The 16,580-nt window shown below is 70.6% G+C and carries 18 protein-coding genes; 9 read left to right on the forward strand and 9 right to left on the reverse strand.

All coding sequences use genetic code 11. The features are described from left to right. Window positions 1–18: 18 nt before the first annotated feature. The gene (locus WMF46_RS07830; protein ID WP_437985045.1) at window positions 19–2,583 is read left to right on the forward strand and encodes a M1 family metallopeptidase; all 2,565 of its coding nucleotides are present in this window, start codon (window positions 19–21) and stop codon (window positions 2,581–2,583) included. Between the two features lie 139 nt (window positions 2,584–2,722). Further along, complete coding sequence (locus WMF46_RS07835) at window positions 2,723–3,733, forward strand: P1 family peptidase (protein WP_437985046.1); 1,011 nt, start codon at window positions 2,723–2,725, stop codon at window positions 3,731–3,733. Between the two features lie 186 nt (window positions 3,734–3,919). Here the strand turns inward: WMF46_RS07835 and WMF46_RS07840 are convergent, their stop codons facing one another. Both WMF46_RS07840 and WMF46_RS07845 read right to left on the reverse strand, forming a co-directional pair. After that, window positions 3,920–4,447, reverse strand: coding sequence for a hypothetical protein (locus tag WMF46_RS07840; protein WP_012234081.1), 528 nt, complete (start codon window positions 4,445–4,447; stop codon window positions 3,920–3,922). A gap of 356 nt (window positions 4,448–4,803) precedes the next feature. After that, a complete protein-coding gene (locus WMF46_RS07845; protein ID WP_437985047.1) occupies window positions 4,804–4,989 on the reverse strand; it encodes a hypothetical protein in 186 nt (61 codons plus the stop codon). Window positions 4,990–4,999: 10 nt separating this feature from the next. Between WMF46_RS07845 and WMF46_RS07850 the strand changes: the two genes are divergently transcribed. The 6 genes from WMF46_RS07850 to WMF46_RS07875 all read left to right on the forward strand — a co-directional run bounded on the left by WMF46_RS07850 (window position 5,000) and on the right by WMF46_RS07875 (window position 9,872). Beyond that, a complete protein-coding gene (locus WMF46_RS07850; RefSeq protein WP_437985048.1) occupies window positions 5,000–5,719 on the forward strand; it encodes a hypothetical protein in 720 nt (239 codons plus the stop codon). A 10-nt stretch (window positions 5,720–5,729) separates the two neighbouring features. Then, the gene (locus tag WMF46_RS07855) at window positions 5,730–6,530 is read left to right on the forward strand and encodes a hypothetical protein (protein ID WP_437985049.1); all 801 of its coding nucleotides are present in this window, start codon (window positions 5,730–5,732) and stop codon (window positions 6,528–6,530) included. Window positions 6,531–6,537: 7 nt separating this feature from the next. Next, window positions 6,538–7,005: a hypothetical protein gene (locus WMF46_RS07860; RefSeq protein ID WP_437985050.1), complete on the forward strand. Its 468-nt coding sequence runs from the start codon at window positions 6,538–6,540 to the stop codon at window positions 7,003–7,005. A 285-nt stretch (window positions 7,006–7,290) separates the two neighbouring features. Then, window positions 7,291–8,064, forward strand: a complete 774-nt coding sequence (locus tag WMF46_RS07865) for an acyl-CoA desaturase (protein WP_437985051.1) — start codon at window positions 7,291–7,293, stop codon at window positions 8,062–8,064. 255 nt (window positions 8,065–8,319) lie between these two features. Beyond that, window positions 8,320–8,931 (forward strand): carbonic anhydrase, encoded by a 612-nt coding sequence (locus WMF46_RS07870; protein WP_437985052.1) that lies wholly within the window; start codon window positions 8,320–8,322, stop codon window positions 8,929–8,931. Further along, window positions 8,928–9,872 (forward strand): bestrophin family protein, encoded by a 945-nt coding sequence (locus WMF46_RS07875; RefSeq protein WP_437985053.1) that lies wholly within the window; start codon window positions 8,928–8,930, stop codon window positions 9,870–9,872. Before WMF46_RS07870 ends, WMF46_RS07875 begins: the two co-directional genes overlap by 4 nt. An 81-nt stretch (window positions 9,873–9,953) precedes the next feature. Here WMF46_RS07875 and WMF46_RS07880 read toward each other — a convergent pair whose 3' ends face one another. The 6 genes from WMF46_RS07880 to WMF46_RS07905 form a co-directional block, all read right to left on the reverse strand. Next, a complete protein-coding gene (locus WMF46_RS07880) occupies window positions 9,954–11,057 on the reverse strand; it encodes an alpha/beta hydrolase (RefSeq protein ID WP_437985054.1) in 1,104 nt (367 codons plus the stop codon). 126 nt (window positions 11,058–11,183) lie between these two features. After that, a complete protein-coding gene (locus WMF46_RS07885) occupies window positions 11,184–11,837 on the reverse strand; it encodes a YIP1 family protein (protein ID WP_437985055.1) in 654 nt (217 codons plus the stop codon). After that, window positions 11,834–12,199 (reverse strand): DUF2089 domain-containing protein, encoded by a 366-nt coding sequence (locus tag WMF46_RS07890; RefSeq protein ID WP_272101125.1) that lies wholly within the window; start codon window positions 12,197–12,199, stop codon window positions 11,834–11,836. The genes WMF46_RS07885 and WMF46_RS07890 overlap by 4 nt, the downstream gene beginning before the upstream one ends. A gap of 157 nt (window positions 12,200–12,356) precedes the next feature. Further along, entirely contained in the window at window positions 12,357–13,529 is a 1,173-nt protein-coding gene (locus tag WMF46_RS07895) for a polysaccharide lyase (protein ID WP_437985056.1), read from the reverse strand. A gap of 147 nt (window positions 13,530–13,676) precedes the next feature. Further along, complete coding sequence (locus WMF46_RS07900; RefSeq protein ID WP_437985057.1) at window positions 13,677–14,558, reverse strand: galactose mutarotase; 882 nt, start codon at window positions 14,556–14,558, stop codon at window positions 13,677–13,679. A 16-nt stretch (window positions 14,559–14,574) separates the two neighbouring features. Then, window positions 14,575–14,865: a hypothetical protein gene (locus WMF46_RS07905; protein WP_437550722.1), complete on the reverse strand. Its 291-nt coding sequence runs from the start codon at window positions 14,863–14,865 to the stop codon at window positions 14,575–14,577. Between the two features lie 352 nt (window positions 14,866–15,217). On the opposite strand from WMF46_RS07905, the gene WMF46_RS07910 reads away from it, so the two are divergent. Then, window positions 15,218–15,922, forward strand: coding sequence for a Uma2 family endonuclease (locus WMF46_RS07910; RefSeq protein ID WP_437985058.1), 705 nt, complete (start codon window positions 15,218–15,220; stop codon window positions 15,920–15,922). An 81-nt stretch (window positions 15,923–16,003) separates the two neighbouring features. Here WMF46_RS07910 and WMF46_RS07915 read toward each other — a convergent pair whose 3' ends face one another. Next, the gene (locus WMF46_RS07915) at window positions 16,004–16,495 is read right to left on the reverse strand and encodes an LEA type 2 family protein (RefSeq protein ID WP_437550726.1); all 492 of its coding nucleotides are present in this window, start codon (window positions 16,493–16,495) and stop codon (window positions 16,004–16,006) included. Between the last annotated feature and the right edge of the window lie 85 nt (window positions 16,496–16,580).

Below are 16,580 nucleotides of genomic sequence, written 5' to 3' on the forward strand. Positions count from 1 at the left end.
CTCCATCGAGGAGTTCGAATGGACCTTGCCAGATCTCTTGTCCGCCCGGGAACGTGGCTTGCTGCCGTCTTCCTGGCGTCGTGCGTGGCCGCGTGCTCGGGCGCCGATCCCACCGATCCAGGGCAATCGCCGCCCGACGACACGGAGCTTTCGTCCGAGCCTCCGACCGAGCCCGAGCCGCCGCCAGGCGCGCCGATCGACGTCCAGCGCTACGAGGTGACGGGAGAGTTCGACTGGAGCCGGGGACGGCTGGTCGCGACGGTCGCGGTGACGCTCCTGCCAGGCGACGACGGCCTGCGCTCGCTGCGCCTCGACAGCGCGGTCGCCGAGGTCAAGGCGGTCCGGCTGGCCGGGGGCACGGACCTGCCTTATACGGTCGACGCCGAGCTCCGGGCGCTCCGCATCGACGTCTCGCGCGTGCCTGACATCGCGGCGGACCAGGCGATCACGCTGGAGATCGACTACGAGGCCGCCGAGAGCGACGCGCTCCACGCGATCCCCGCCCGCCGGGGGGACCCCGCCGCGTCGCGCGCTGTCTACACGCTCTCGGAGCCGCTCGACGCCGCGCTCTGGATGCCGTGCCACAACACGCCCGAGGACCGCGCCGTCTTCTCCATCGACCTCGGGATGGGCGCACAGGAGACGATGATCGCGAACGGCAACCTCGTCTCCGACGAGCAGGGCGCGTCCGGCCGCCGCATGAAGTACGCGACGGACTACACGGTGCCCGTCTACCTCATGGCCTTCGCGATCGGCGACTTCGAGGTCGAGGGCACGATGAAGGGGAGCCTCCCCGTCTCCGTCTGGCACCGGCGCGGCGTCCCGGGCGATTACGACCGTCTGCTCGACGAGGTGGTCCGCTCGATCGGCCTCTTCGAGGAGCTGCTCGTGCCGTATCCCTTCGAGAAGTACGCGCTGGTGCTCGTGCCGGAGTACGGCGGCGGCCTCGAGAACCTCGGCATCACCTTCCAGGGGGAGTCCCGGAGCACCGCTCCGACCAGCTCCGGCGACCTGAGGCTCACGATCCACGAGCTTGGCCACCAGTGGTTCGGAGACCTCGTGACGGTCAAGACCTGGGACGATCTGTGGATCAAGGAGGGCATGGCGACGTTGCTCGCAGAGGAGGGCGCGCGCCTCTACCTGGATGAGAGCGGCGAGGGGACGCTGAACGGCGACTCCTTCGCGGCCGTCGTGGACTCCCTCATCGTGGATCCGGACCGCGATCCCGACGACAAGTACACGAGCGGACCTTACGACCGCGCCGCGTGGCTGCTCACCCAGATCCGGAGCCTCATCGGGGAGGAGTCTTTCTGGGGCACGCTGCGCGACGTCCTCAACGACCACCGCTTCGGCGCCATCGGTACGGACGAGTTCCTCGGCGCCTTCGCGCGGCACCTCGGCCCCGACGCGACCGCCCGCGCGCGGCGGGCGCTCCGGGCCAGCGCGCTCCCGCACCTCGATCTCGGGCGGTCCCCCTCCGGCGGCGTGCTCGTGACGCTGCGCGATCCGGACGGCGCGCTCGTCGCGCCGCTCGAGCTCCTCTGGATCGCGGACGACGGAGCGACGCGCTCGCAGGTGCTCGAGCTCGATCAGGGCGTTGACGTCGCCCCGCAGCAGGAGGGCGAGCTGCTGATCTTCGATCCGCTCGACCGCCACATCTCCTGGTTCTACCTGGTCGACGACTCCAGCCTGGATCCGGAGGGCCACGCGGCGCGCTTCTCCTCGTTTCGCCTTCCCACGAGCCCCTCGCAGGTCGCGAACCTCCTCGAGGCCGGCGGCGTCCACCAGACGGCCGCCCTCAACGTCGGCTTGCCGGAGACCCTGGCCCCGGGCGCGTTCGCGGCCTTCCTCGACGGTCTCGACGCCGAGGACGCCAAGGGCGTGGCCGTCGCGGCGGCGTGCGTCAGGGCCGCGGATCCGGCGCTGGATCCAGCGCTGCGCGCGGCGTGGTCGAGCGCGCTCGCGCCGCTGCTCGCGGGGCCGCCCTTCGCGCACTGGACCGAGTTCACGCCGTGGCTGGAGTACGGGGCGTGCGGCGAGGTCGTCGACGCGCTGGCGCTCTACGCGGACGAGTGGTCGGCGCTCGCGGCAGGGCCATCGGCCGGCGACCTCTCCGACGCGCACCTGCAGTTCCTGTACAACTTCGAGCTGCCGCTCGAGACGGTGGTATCGGCGTGGGGGAACGTCGCCAGGCAATCCAGCTCGCTGCGCGCGCGCTCGCTCGCCATGACAAGGATCCGCCTCGACATCGATCGCGCTCGGCCGGAGCACGTCCCCGCCCTCCGCGCCTTCTTCGCCGAGATCGTCCCGTCCACGGAGGTGTTCGAGCTCCTCTACCAGGCGCTCGACGGGCTGAGTCGCACGAAGGCGCCCACCGCGACGGAGAACGCGGAGGCCCTGGCCGCCCTGCGCCAGCTGCTGCGGACGGCGTCGACGACGCCCCTGGACGGTATAGCGGTGTGCGTCGCCCGCGAGCTGACCCAGGGCGACGCCGCGGCGTGGAGCGAGTTTGTCGGGGGCCTCGACGGCGTGGAGCTCTCCGCCGAGGCCGCCTCGATGCTCGCGGACCCGTCCAGCTGCTGAGCACGACGCCGCGCCTCGATCCATCCGACACGTCACCCGCAGGCGCGCGAGGGCGCCGTCGCCGGCGCTGCGCGGCCGTGTGCCCCGCGGCGGCCGCGGCCGCATGGCGCGGCTCCTCGGGGCCATGGACAATGAGCGCATGCCTCCCGGCGCTCCCGCGTCCGCCTCCCCGCGCCCCGGCGCGATCACCGACGTCGCCGGCATCGAGGTCGGCCATTTCACCGACAGCCGCCGCCCCACGGGCTGCACCGTGGTGCTCGCGCGCGAGGGCGCCGTCGCCGGCGCGGACGTGCGCGGCGCCGCGCCGGGCACGCGCGAGACCGACGTGCTCTCGCCGTCCAACGTGGTCGAGCGCGTCCACGGCGTCCTGCTGGCCGGCGGCAGCGCCTGGGGCCTGGACGCGGCCTGCGGCGTGATGCGCTGGCTGGACGAGCGCGGCGTGGGCATGACCGTCGGCCCCGCCCGCGTGCCCATCGTGCCCGGCGCCGTGCTGTTCGACCTGGCGCTGGGCGACCAGCGGTTCCGTCCCGACGCCGCCGCTGGCTACGCCGCCTGCGAGGCTGCGTCGAACACGCCGCCCGCCGAAGGCAACGTGGGGGCCGGGGCCGGCGCCGTGGTCGGCAAGATCTTCGGCTTCCACCGCGCGATGAAGGGCGGCATCGGCGGCGCCTCCGTCACCGTCGGCGGCGTGACCGTGGGCGCCATCGTCGCCTGCAACGCGCTGGGCGACGTCGTCGACCCGGAGACGGGCCAGGTGCTCGCCGGCGCGCGCACGGAGCGCGGCACGCGCCTTCTGGACACGCGGCGCGCGCTGCTGCGGGGCGACACGCCCAGGCCCATGCTCGCGGGCAGCAACACGACCATCGGCGTGATCGCCACCGACGCCGTGCTCACCAAGAGCCAGGCCTGCCGCCTCGCGACGGTGGGGCACGACGGCCTGGCGCGCGCGATCAACCCGCTGCACACGCTCTCCGACGGAGATGCCCTCTTCGCGCTGGGCACGGGCGCATCTGGCGCGACGCTCGGCATGATGACTCTGTGCGTCATGGCGGCTGAGGTCTGCACGCTGGCCGTTGTGCGCGCCATCCGCGCGGCGCAGTGCGTGACGCTCGGCGCTGCGTACCTGCCGGCGGCGGGGGACCTGGGATGAAGCCTGTCGCCGCGCGCTGAAGCCGGTCACGGTGCTGCGCTCGAAGCCGTGGCTCGTCCTGCGGCCTCGCGCAGCCAGCCGGTGGCCGACGCGTTCGCAACGAACTTCTCGTACCCGGAGCGCCAGTGGGCGATCCTCTCATCGCCCGAGGCGACCGCCAGCTTCATCGCGAGCCACGCCTGACGATCAGCTGAAGCGCGCCCGGATCGGCGCCGGGCTCTCGCAGATCGGGCACGCGTCCGCGCGCTCGGCGATCTTGCCGCAGTCCTTGCAGTCGACGCGATAGCCGTGGAAGCCGGGGTCGTGCAGCTCGACGCTCGTCTGTGCCCTGTCCGCGCGCTTTCCCTCGTATTTCACGCGCATTGGCACGAACGCGATATAACGCACCTCGATGTGCTCGCACCGCGAGCACCGCTCCGGCACCGCGTACGCGTTGGTCGTCGTGAGCCCGCGCGCGAGGCCGCCTTCGGCGTGGCACCGCGGGCAGCGGTCGTCGGTGAACACGAGGTGCTGGCACGCGCCGCACGTGATCTCGTACAGCCCGTCGACGAACATCTCGCCCTTGTAGACCCACTTGACCGGCCCGACGGGCTCGCCCTCCATGAGCGGCACGAGCCCGTCGACATACGAGCGCAGGTTGAGCTTCTGTCCCCCGCACGCGGGACACCCCGCCTCCACCATCTCGGCAAACGCACGTTCGGAGAGCCTGCTCATGGTCGTCGTCTTCTACCACGCCTCGGCGGCGGGAGGCCCGAAATGGCGGGGCCGCGCCAAAGCCGGAGCCGGCCATGAAGGGCCCCGGCGCGTCGCGCTGGAGGGGCCAGCCTCCACACGTGGAGGCCCCGGCCTCCAGGCTATCACCTACGAGCGGGCCCGGACCATTCCAGCAGGCACCCGGGCCTCACGCGAAGCCGGCGCTCGCTCCAACCACAATCGGTGCGAACTCGGGGGTATTCCGCCGAGCGCGCGGCCTCCGGCGGCGCCGCGCAGGGCCGCCCAGCCGCGCCTTCAGCGCATGGCCTGACGATTGCAATTACGTCGATCCGTCGAACCGTCGGTCGCACGGTCGGTCAGGCGATTCCCACCATGACGTCGACGGATGGGAAGAGCGCCTGCCCAGCATCGATATCGCGCTCGCGTGAGACCAGCGCGCAGGCCTGCCGGCGCGGAGGCGCCGCGACCGCGCGCGCCGTCGAGGGGGCGAGAGCGCCCCGACACAAACCGAACCCGAGGTGAACCATGTCGTCGGTCTCCATCAAAACAACGATGATCTTCATTCTCATCGGCGCGGCCGCGGGCTGCGCCGTGCCCGCCGAGAAGGACGCGCCGGAGGAAACGGCTGTCGAGTCGCAGGCCATCGAGTGCAGCAAGGAGTGCATCCTGGCGATGGTGAACAGGCAGCTCTCGCTGATGGGCGAGTTCGGGAACGAGGAGGAGTTCACGCGGGCGCTCCGGGAGCTCGTGGCCATCGGCCCGGCGGCCGTCCCCGTGGTCGCCGAGGTCTACAAGGCGTGGTCGGTGTCCGTGCCGCCGGACAAGGCCGAATCGGCGAGGCCTGGCGAGATGCGCTGGCGGGCGGCTCACCTCCTTGGCCTGCTCGGCTCGCGCGACGGGATCAAGCCGCTGAACGAGATCGCCACGACGAAGCTCCCCGACCCCGAGGCCGACGAGCAGCTCTTCGCGGATGAATACCGCGTTCGCCTGCGCGCGATCGCCGGGCTCGAGGCGCTCGGCGCCGCGGCGGAGCTGAAAGCCATCTACGCCGCGGGCGATCTCCTGCGCAACCCGGCGGCGGCGAGCCTCTACGCCCTCGGGATCGACGTCGGTGGCATCCAGCTGATCGACGCGCGCAAGGCGCTCGCGGAGGACGTCGCTGACGTCAAGGATTACAACCCGAACAACGGGCGACCGGCGCAGCCGGAGAAGCCCGGATCGCGGGTATTCAAGGTGGCTCCTCGGACCGACACGCCTGCCATCACTCGTTGAGGGATCGATCATGAAAAGCACGATCAGCGCCGTTCTTGCGTCTTGTTTGCTCCTCGGCGTCGCCTCCGAGGCCCGCGCCGACACCTGCGACACCGTGCGGGGGACCGATCCCGGGGTGATGACGAGCTTCTGGTGCACGCAGCCGTGGATCGACTTCTACTGGGATGCGTACGACTTCGACAAGGGGGACTGGGACGACGGCTTCGGCTGGGAGGCCGCGTGCGACCGGAGGCGGCCGCTGGCGCGCACGTTCCAGGCGATCCAGCTCCTCAACTATGCGTCGCCGAACGAGGCGCTCAAGACGAACGACTTCAACGGCAACATCCTGCGCTGGGGCGGCAACTATACGATTCGTGAGTTCGACGAGCTGGACGCGCGGTGCGGGGACGGGTCGAAGCGGGCGTACACGACCTGGGGCGGGTTCGACGACTACACGGAGCTCTACATCCCGTTCTTCTACAACGAGAACGTCGTGGAGCGCGCCGGGACGCTGATCCACGAGGCGCGCCACGCGGACTGGTGCGGCCACAGCGGCAACGACGGCAGCAACAAGTGCCCTGCGAAGAGCGAGTCGTGCGACGAGAAGTACCTGGATGGGTGCTCCGGGATCGGATCGCCCAGCGGGCGGGGCGCGGTCGGCTACCAGGTCCTGTGGCTGTGGTGGTACGCTTTCGAGGCCGACGCGCAGCACAGCTCGTCGACGATGAAGGCCTTCGCGAGGGACGAGGCGAACCGGATCCTGAACACGATGTTCGACGTCAACCCCTGCTTCAACATCACGAGCAATGGCAGCAAGATCATCACATGTTAGGAGGGGCGTGCTCGGCGGCCTCCTGTGGGGCGCGCTGTGCGTCGCGGGGTGCGCCGGGCACCCTGGCTCGGACATCCCGCCGGCGCCCTGGGCGCAGCTCGAGGTGAACCGCGGCGCAGGCGAGGAGACCGTCGTCTGGATCGAGCTGAGCGGCACGTTCGAGGGGCACCAGGGGAGAACGGCGCTCCGCGGGAAGCTCACCGCCGAGCAGATCTCGGGCCTTCGAGAGCTGTTCCGGGACGAGCGGCTCGCGATCTACCGGAGCGACGCGCTGCCCGCCGACGGCAGCGTCGACCTCGCGGGCACCGCCGAGCGGCCGATCTTCCGCGTCGTGGTGCGCGAGGAGAGCGACGCGATCCGGGCGGGCTCGGAGAAGCTTTCGGCGTATTTCGCCGAGGGGGCGCAGCGCGCCGAGACGACCGAGATGCTGCGGGAGGTCAAGGCGATCCTCACCGCAGCGACGCAGGTCCCTTAGAGCGACCGACGACGTCCGGCGCGCCCGTGTCGTTAGCGTCTACAACCGACGCTCGACCCCTCTGCGCGCCGAGCCTGACCGCAGCGTGCCAGTGTCAAGGACAATGGCCAGGCTCATCGCCCGTCGCCGCTGCTGTCCGAACGTCTCGAACGTCGTCAATCGTCGTCACGGACGGAGCTGCGCACATCCGAGACGTGCCGAACGAAATACGGATGGTATCCGGACGTCTGCATTATGGCAGTGCGCTGGCCTACCGCCAGGCCGGTTCCGGTGTACAAACCGCGCATGGAGCTAGCAATTTTCCTCATCGCCCACTCCACATTCGCGGTCTTCTTCCAGACCTTCTTCCTGCACCGGTACGCCTCGCATCGGATGTTCACGATGTCGAAGCGCTCCGAGCGAGCCTTCCATCTCCTCACGTACCTGACGCAGGGCCCCTCGTACCTCGTCCCCTGGGCCTACGCGATCTTGCACCGCATGCACCACGCGTACAGCGATACGCCGAAGGACCCGCACTCGCCGCGGTACTTCGCCGAGCCCGCCTCGATGATGTGGCGGACCAAGAAGCTCTACGACGCCATCTGCGACGGCGCCGCCGACGTGGAGCCGCGCTTCCGCGGCGGCTACCCCGAGTGGCGCACGCTCGACCGCATCGGCAACTCGTGGTTCAGCCGCATCTCGTGGGGCGCGGGCTACGCCGTCATCTACATCGCCTTCGCCTCGCACTGGTGGCAGTTCCTGTTCGTCCCGCTGCACTGGACCCTGGGCCCGCTGCACGGGGCGATCGTGAACTGGTGCGGCCACCGCTACGGCTACCGCAACTTCAACAACGACGACGACTCGCGCAACACGCTGGCGCTCGATCTCGTGACGCTCGGCGAGCTCTTCCAGAACAACCACCACAAGTACTCGATGAGCCCCAACTTCGCGGTGCGGTGGTTCGAGATCGACCCGGCCTATCAGGTCATCCGCGTGTTCGCCTGGATGGGCATCCTCCAGATGCCCGACAAGCGTCAGGTCGCCCGCCTGGAGCCCGACGCCACGCGGGCCGACGGATAGGCAGCCCGCTCCGGAGCAGCGCTTTCTCGGCGTCCCTCGGGCGATACCTGAGAAGCTCACCGGAAAGCCTTGCATCAGCGGGCATATCCGCAAAACCAGCGCGCGCTTCATGGATTTCTCGACGATGAGCTCGGGCGTGGACCTCGAACCTTCACCAGGCGATCACGCACAACCATTGCGACATGCTAGAGGCATGTCCCCATGACGCCCTCAGATCGTCCTCACGTGCCGTCGAGCCTCTCACGCAGTGAGCCGATGCCAGCCGGCGAAGCGCTGCGCAGGCTGCGCGACGGTAATCGCCGCTTCGTCCAGAACGTGCGGAGCGTCGACACAATGCTCAGCCAGGCCGCACGCAATGCGCTGGTCGCAACCCAGGCGCCGATCGCGATCGTCCTGTCCTGCTCGGACGCGCGCGTCCCGGCCGAGCTCGTGTTCGACCAGGGGCTCGGGGACCTGTTCGTGGTGCGCGTTGCCGGTAACGTCGTCGCCCCGACGCTGGTCGGCAGCGTCGAGTATGCGGTCGGTGCGTTCGGCACGGCGCTGGTGATCGTCATGGGGCACACGCACTGCGGCGCGCTCGCCGCGACGCTGGACTGGATGACGGAGCGCAGCGCCACGCCCTCCGGGGCTGTCCACGAGATCCTCGCGCGGATCAGGCCGGCGGTCGAGGAGGCAAGGCAGCCCGGCCTCGACCGCGCGGCGATCCTCGCCGCGGCCACGCGCGCCAACGTGCGCGCCTCGGTTCGGGAGCTCAGCCAGAGCGGGCAGATGGTCGAGATGGCCGCGCGCGGCGACGTCGTCGTCATCGGCGCCGAGTACTCGCTCGCGACGGGCGCCGTGGATTTCTTCGACGACGTCCCGACATGAGCGCCCGGCGCGTCCTGCCCGGCTCGGACTTCTGGTACGAGGCGCTCGCGCTGCAGGGCGCCGTCGCAGCGCGGCTCCTGCCGCGGATGCTCGTCTTCGCGCTGGCGGCCGTCGCCTCCGTGCTGGTGTACCAGCGGGCACCTTCCGTCGCCCTTCGGCCGGAACCGATCGAAGCATCGACCGTGGTGCTCGGCCTGCTGCTCGTCTTCCGCACCAACGCGGGCTACGCGCGATGGTGGGAGGCCCGCACGCTCTGGGGCAGCATCGTGAACCAGGCGCGCAACCTGACCGTATCCGCCTTCGCCTACGGGCCGACCGACGCTGCGTGGCGGCAGGCGATCACCCGGTGGGTGGCCGTCTTCGCGCATGTCACGCGTCGCAGCCTGCGCTCCGAGCGGACGCTGCCTGAGGTCGTGATGCTGGTCGGCGCGCCCGACGCCGCCGCGGTCGCGGGGGCGGAGCACATGCCCAGCTACGCAAGCGCCCGCCTTGCAGTGCTGCTGCGCGATGCTCGTGACCAGCACCACATGGACCCCTTCGCATTCCTGCAGCTCGATCGCGAACGGGTCAGGCTGCTCGAGCACGCCGGTGGGTGCGAGCGGATCCTCGCGACGCCGATCCCGAGCATTTACTCGTTCACGACCCGCAGCTTCATCGCCGTCTACCTGCTGGCCCTGCCGCTGGCCCTCGTGTCATCGATCGGCTGGTTCACGCCCATCGCCGCGCTCTTCATCACGTATCCCATCCTGGCGGTCGAGCAGATCGGCGCTGAGCTTCAGATCCCGTTCGCGATCACGAGCCTGAGCCATCTGCCCCTCGACGAGATCTGCGGTAAGATCGAGCGCAACGTGCTGGCGGCCGCCGTTGAGGCGCCGCTGCCGCCCGGCAGCGCTCCGACGCGTGGGCAGAGCGACGCTCCGCCGCGCGAGCTCGTCCGTTGATGCCGGCGCGCCCACGATCCTTTGAGGCCTTCTGCCCTCGACGAGGTGAACGAGCTGGTGCTTTCGTCCTCCGGATCCGCGTCACTTCTCCCGGATCAGCGCCTCGATCGCCTCGAACACGCGCGGCACGACAGGCAAGCTCGGATCGGTGTACGCGTCGGCCTGCGACGCGTTCGACAGCGTCGCCTCCTTGAGCGTGTGGCTCATTCCCTCGACGATGACGAGCGTCGCGTCCGGCCGCGCGCCAGCGAGCCGCTCCGCGTCCTCGACCTTGGTCTGGACGTCGGTCGTCCCTTGCAGGAGGAGGATCGGCGCCGTCACGGCCGCGAGCTCCACCGCGGGGTCGTGCTGCATCCAGGAGATGACGAACGGCTGCACGCTCGGCCGAAACAGGCTCATGAACACCTGACTTTGCGGGATGTCCGTGACGAGCTCCTCGGCCTCGAGCTGGTCGAGGATCGCGTTTGCCCTCTCGCGATCCTCGTCCGGGAGCCCTTCGAGCTGATCGCGCAGGACATCGCCGATGGGCCGGCCCGCGCCGGCGATCGAGACAAACCCGTCAATCTCGGTCTCCCGGGCGACCAGCATACCGAGCAGCGAGCCCTCGCTGTGTCCCACCACCGTGATCGTCGCGAAGCGCCCGTCCGCCCGGAGCTTCTTCACCCACAGGCCGGCGTCGTCGGCGCCCATCTCGAAGAGCAGCTCCTGCTCCGTCCCGGGAGCCGCGGAGACGCTCGCGCCGATGCCGGCCTTGTCGTAGCGAATCGACGCGATGCCCCTGTCCCGGAGCCCTTCCGCGAGGAGCCTGTACGTGTCCGGCTCGATGCCCGCGGCGACCTGATTGCCGTCCCGGTCGGTCGGCCCCGAGCCGGGGATGATCACGACCGCAGGGAACGGCCCGCACCCGGCCGGCACCACCAGCGTGCCATACAACGTGCCTCGCGCGTTCTCGACCGTGGTCCTGGCGCTGGACGCCGCCGGACACCCCGGCGCGTCCGGCGTTGTCGGCGTCTCCGTGTCAGGCACGTCCGTGTCGTCAGGGAGCGCGCCGCTCCCGCCAGCGGACGACGCGCGCTCTCCGGCGCCGCAGCCCACGCAGAGGGGCGACGACGCGAGCGCGGCGGCACACGAGACGGCGAGCGCGGCGCGGCGCGCCGGGACCACGAGAACCGATCGCAATGACATGACGAACCCTCCGAGGATGAGAGAGAGGTGCAGCGCCGCCCGGGGCGCACCGGTGCGCCCTCGCGGTCGCGCGAGCACCGCAGAGCGCGCCGCGTGAGCCGGGCGGCGCGCCGGGAGATCGATGACTCAGCCGAGGTGCGCGAGCGCGACCTTCGAGAGGATCTCCGACAGGAGCACGAGGCCGATGAGCCCCGCGATCAGAGGCGCGCCCCGCAGGCCAGAGGCGTTCCTGAAGCCCCGAACGAGGAGCGTCAAGGACCACACGAGACACACTGTCCCGAGGACGGCGATGACCGCCAGCTCGAGGGTGAACGCGGGCGCGCCCGCCGGCAGCCGCGGGGCGAGCAGGCCGAGCGCGACGGCGGCGAGCGCGATCGGCGCGCGCGACAGCGCGATCACGCCGAGAAAATCGATGAGGCGCACGCGGCGCCGCAGGAGCCGCGCATACGTCCAGAAGAGCAGGGCGGGCAAAGGCCACGCGACGACCTGCTCGAGGAGCGCCGTCCGGTACGGGATGACGACAGGCGCCGCGTGCAGGTCGAGGAAGCCGTCGAAGCGAACGCCGAGCCTCGTGACGGCGACGCTCAGCGCGGCGACGGCGAGCCCCGCCGCGGCGGCGAGCCCCCCGCCGAAGCGCTCGAATGGATCGAGCGCGAGCCGCCATCCGCGCAGGGGAGGCCGCGGCGACATCGTGGCGAGCAGCCGCTCGCCTTCCGCGGGCTTGATGACGTTGTCGCGCACGAGCGCGCGCACTCTCTCGTCGGGCGTGGTCATCATCATAATCCCACCTTGCGCAGAGCCTCCTCGGCCTCCTTCGCGGAGAGCCTCCCCTTCTCGAGCGCATCCAGGATCTCGTGCCGGCGCCGCGCGACGCCCTGCTCCAGCGCGTCGAGCCGGCCAATGATCTCGTCGAGGCGATTTCGCACCGTCGGATAGCTGATCTGAAGGACCTGAGCCATCGCCTTCAGGCTGCCTGAAGAGCGCACGAACGCGGTCACGAAGGCGAGATCGTCCGGCGACAGCTGGAGCAGCGCGGGGATCTCGAACTGACCATCCAGGTTGGTTCCGCAGCTCTGGCAGCCGAGCCGCGTCGCGCGCAGCTCCCCATCACAGCTGGGACATCGGACGACAAATCTTGCCACGGGATGAGTGGATTATCCTCACCGAGGTCAATATTGTCAATGTCGAGTTGATGAAAATTGATCCGAAAATCAATTTTGTTTAAGAGCCGCCCTCGTCATGCGTTCGGCGCGGCTTCGGCCCGCCCGGGGCGCTGCGGCTCGCGCCGCTCGCGACGGCTCAGCGCCGCTCGCGACGCCGCGCGGACGCGAGCGCCGCGATGAGGCCGAGGCCGGCGAGGGCCATGGGCGCGGGGGCCGCGGGCGAGCCGGCGGCGCGGCAGCTGCAGCCGTCATCGCCCTCGGCCACCTCCACCTCATCCGTGCCGCCGGTCCCCGCGCCGGTGGAGCCGGCGCCGGAAGCGGCGGAGGAGGAGCTCGAAGCGCTCGGGCCGGGCGCCACGTCGCCGCCCGCGCCGTCGCTGCCGCCTGTGGCGCCGCCGCCGGCGGCCCCGGTGCTCCCGCTCCCGCCGGAGCCGTCCGCGCCGCCTTCACCGCCCGCGCCGCCGGAGCCGCCGGAGCCGCCCGCGCCACCGGCGCCGCCTTCCCCGGAGGAGGGCAGCGCGGGGCGGACGTCCTCTAGGGTGTCCCCCTCCACGGCGTCATCGAGGACGATGACGGGGCTGTCCGTGAACTCGGACGGGTTGCGCAGCAGGCCGATCTGCGTGAAGTGCGCGTTGTTGTCGGCGAGCGTCTGCGCCTTCCCGCCGGTGACGACCTGCTTGCCGTCGAACCACACGTCGACGGAGCCCTGGTTCGGGTTCGTCGACCACCGGATGTGCAGCGCGATGCGGTGCCACACGCCGGGCGTCACAGCGCCGTCCGCCTCCCAGTGCACCTTGTTGTCGGGCTTGCGGGTGGCGAAGCTGATGTGCTGTCCGACGACCTCGAACGACATCATCTGGTTATAGCTATTTTCGGACTCCCAGTATCCGATCTGCGTCGGCGGGTCCGCCGCGAGCGCCTCGGGGAGATAGAAGCTCCAGGCGAAGTAGGTCTGGGCGCCCTCGGCCGTGCGCCCGGCGGCCGGCTTGTGGTTCAGCTCGACGCGCTTGATGCCGTTCGACCACCTCGCGTCGTTGGTGAGCTGGACCCTCCCGGCCCTCGTGCCCTGGAGGACAGGCGACGTCACCACGGAGATGTGCTCGCCGTTCAGGGTCGTGTTCCACTGGTTCAGATTGCCCGTCTCGAAGTCTCCGGTCCAGACCGGCGCCGCGGAGGCGCCCGCGGTGAGCGTCGTCGCCAGGGCGGCTGCGGCCAGGGTGGAGAGCGAGCGGCGAGGTCGCCGCCCGAGGAGCGCTCGGGAGGGGGCGAGCAGGGATCGATGTGCGGTAAGGAGATCTGTAGAAGTCATGGCGGGATTCGACGCGTTTTCCGGCCGGCAGTCAACCGAGAAGCCGCGCACCGCCGCCGACGCGGCGCGGCTCCTCGGTCTCTCCGGCGCGTCCTCCAGCGCGTCGCGCGCGCCCTCCAGCGCGTCGCGCGGGCGGCCGTCATCGCTTCAGGCGGAGAGCTCGATCCAGAGCGCCCGAGTCTCGCGCGCCCGGAGGTGGATGAGGCGCTCTCCCGTGTTGAGGGCGTCGCCGGGGCAGGTCCAGGGCTCGAGGCAGACGAAGTCCTTGCCCTGCAAGGTCCACACGACCCAGTGGGTGAACTCGGGCGAGCCGCGGACGGCGATCCGCACCCCCGGATCGCCCTCGATCGAGAGCGCGCTCTCGGTGGAGCCGTGGTCGAGCAGGTGGAGGTCGACCTCGGGCCGGGTCAGGTCGAAGCCGGAGAACGGCACATCCCGCTTCGTTGTGTTGTCGAACGCGCGCGTCGCCCGCGTCTCGATCGAGGCGCGGGCCTTGTCCGCCTGGGAGACGGCGAAGTAGGGGTGAAACCCGGCCCCGAACGGCATCGGCGGCGCGCCGTCGCCGGTCTCGTTGGTGATGCGCAGATCGATGCGGAGCGCCCTGCCGCGCAGCGTGTAGGTGAACTCGGCGCGGAAATCCCAGGGGTACTGCGCGCGCGTCGCCTCGCTCGACCGGAGGACGAGGCGCGCGTACGCGCCGCCCGACTCGAGGGTGCCATGGTCGTCGAGCGACCACGGCAGGGTGCGGGCGAAGCCGTGCTGGCGCATCTGGCCTGCCGCGCCGGCGGCGGACCAGGCGTCGCCGGCCAGCTTGCCGGGCGAGGGGAAGAGCACCGGGTTTCCGCCGCGCACGTTGGCGGTGCGATCGTCGAACGTGCCGCGATCGAGGTAGAGCAGCGCGCGGCCGCCGACGGTCAGCTCGGTCAGGATGCCGCCGCGGGCCGGGGCTAGCACCGCGCGGCTCGCGGCGTCGCTGTCGGCGAGCTCGATGGTGGGAATCGCGCCTTCGACTTCCTTCACGCTGAACATGACTCCTCCGGTCTCTTCAGTTGCTTTGCAGCCACGCGAGCAGCCCGACGACCAGCGCGAGCGCCGCGATGGGCAGCGCGATCCACCCGAGGACCGTCGCCCAGCCGCGGCGGAGGGAGCGACCGCCGCGATCCTCGCACGCGAGGCAGATCGCCCAGACGCGCGCGCCGCCCTCGGTGAGCACGCAGCAGTCGCCGCACACGGGCGCGCCGCAGCGCGCGCACGGCCCCGCCGCCTCGGCGCCGCAGCGCGTGCAGCGCGCGACGGCCCCGCCGCCGCCGTCGTGGAAGATCAGGCCGCCGGACATGGGGCCGCGCCCTCCGGCGGCGGAGGCGAGCGCGTCGATGACCGCGGGCGCGCGCGAACGGGGGGCTCCTCGTAAACGGGCACGGACGTCTCCTCCGCCGCGATTCTGCAAGCTTTGTGGGCTGGAGACAACGCTGGAGACCGCAGGGCGCGCCGGGCCCTCGTCACGATCCCGACACGGCGGCGCGTCGTCCCGCGCAAACCGAGCGAGGAGTAGCGAGGAGCGAGGAGCGAGGAGCGAGCCGCGCAAGCCGAGCGCGCCCCTCTGCTGCGGCCCGCCGCGCGCGAGCGCGCTGTCCGCCTTCACGGCTGCGGCCTACCGGGAACCTGGTAAGATCGCGCCGAGGAAGCCCATGCCGTACGCCAGCGAGACCTCGCTCGTCCCGCTCCCGCCGCCCGGAGAGGACGAACTCCCCCACGACGACGGTGAGCCCATGGAGAGCGATCGCCACCGCAAACAAATGCTGCTGCTGATCGAGTCGCTGGACCTCTCCTGGAAGGATCGCGACGACGTTTACGTCAGCGGCAACATGGCGATCTATTTCAGCGAGCTCCAGACCAGGAAGAACGACTTCCGTGGGCCGGACGTCTTCGTGGTGCTCGACACGGTACGCCGAGACAGGAAGTCCTGGGTCGTATGGCAAGAGAACGGCAAGACGCCGGATGTGGTGATCGAGCTCCTCTCGGAGAGCACGGAGTCGATCGACCGCGGCGAGAAGATGCGCATCTATGCGAAGGCGCTGCGCGTGCCGGAGTACTTTCTGTTCGATCCGATGAAGAACACCCTGGAAGGATATCTGCTCGACATCGCCTCTCGCGCCTACGAGCCGATGGCCTTGAACGCGGAGGGTGAGCTGGCAAGCCAGCAGCTCGGTCTGCGCCTCGGCGTGCGGGATGGCTTGTACCTGGGCAGCAAAGGGAGATGGCTCCGGTGGCTCGACGCCGAGGGACGCGTGCTTCCGACGGCGGAGGAGCAGGCCCGAGCGGCGGAGGAGCGGTCCCAGGCGCTCGCGGAGAAGCTTGCAGCTTACGAGAAGCGCTTCGGACCGCTCACGTGAGGTCCACTCACGCGACGTCGGTCCGATCGGGCGGCTTCGGCGATCACGCGGGGCCTCGCTGAGGGCAGCCCGCTGCCGCCCTCAGCGCAGGCCGGGGAGGGGCAGGCCCGGGAGCGAGTTGCCGATCGCCGTGACGAGCTGCTCGTGCGTGATCGTCCCCGCCAGGCGGAACGGCACATCGACGTTGAGCGTCTCTCCGCCGATCGCGACGGTGCCGCTCACCTGGTACGGGATACCGCGGCTCTGCGCCGCCAGCGCCGCGATGCTCGTGAGGTCCTGCCACTTCACCGAGATCGGCGCCTCGATCCGGGTCCACTTCTTCGCGGGCAGCTCGAGCGGCGTGAGCGCGGTGACCGTGCCGACGTCGTACTTGCCGTCGAGCAGCACGCTCGCCTTCATCGAGCGCGTCGAGAGATCGATGCTGTTCGGGTTGTACGCCTGGATCTGGACCCGCAGATCGATGCCCTGAACGGTGACGGCGGTCACCGTCGCGAGCTCGGGCTTGAGCGTCGGCGGCTCGGGGCGCGAGCACGCGACAAGGGCGACGGCGGCGGCGAGGAGAGGCGATCGCACGGCGGGAGATGTGGCGCGGATCTCCATGGAGCTCAACGGAAATCGGGCGCGCCACCGGGCCTCGTCCGCGGCCCGCCGATCGCTC

Origin of the sequence: Sorangium sp. So ce117 (genome assembly GCF_051524395.1) — a bacterium.
In the GTDB taxonomy this organism is placed as follows: domain Bacteria; phylum Myxococcota_A; class Polyangia; order Polyangiales; family Polyangiaceae; genus Sorangium; species Sorangium cellulosum_B.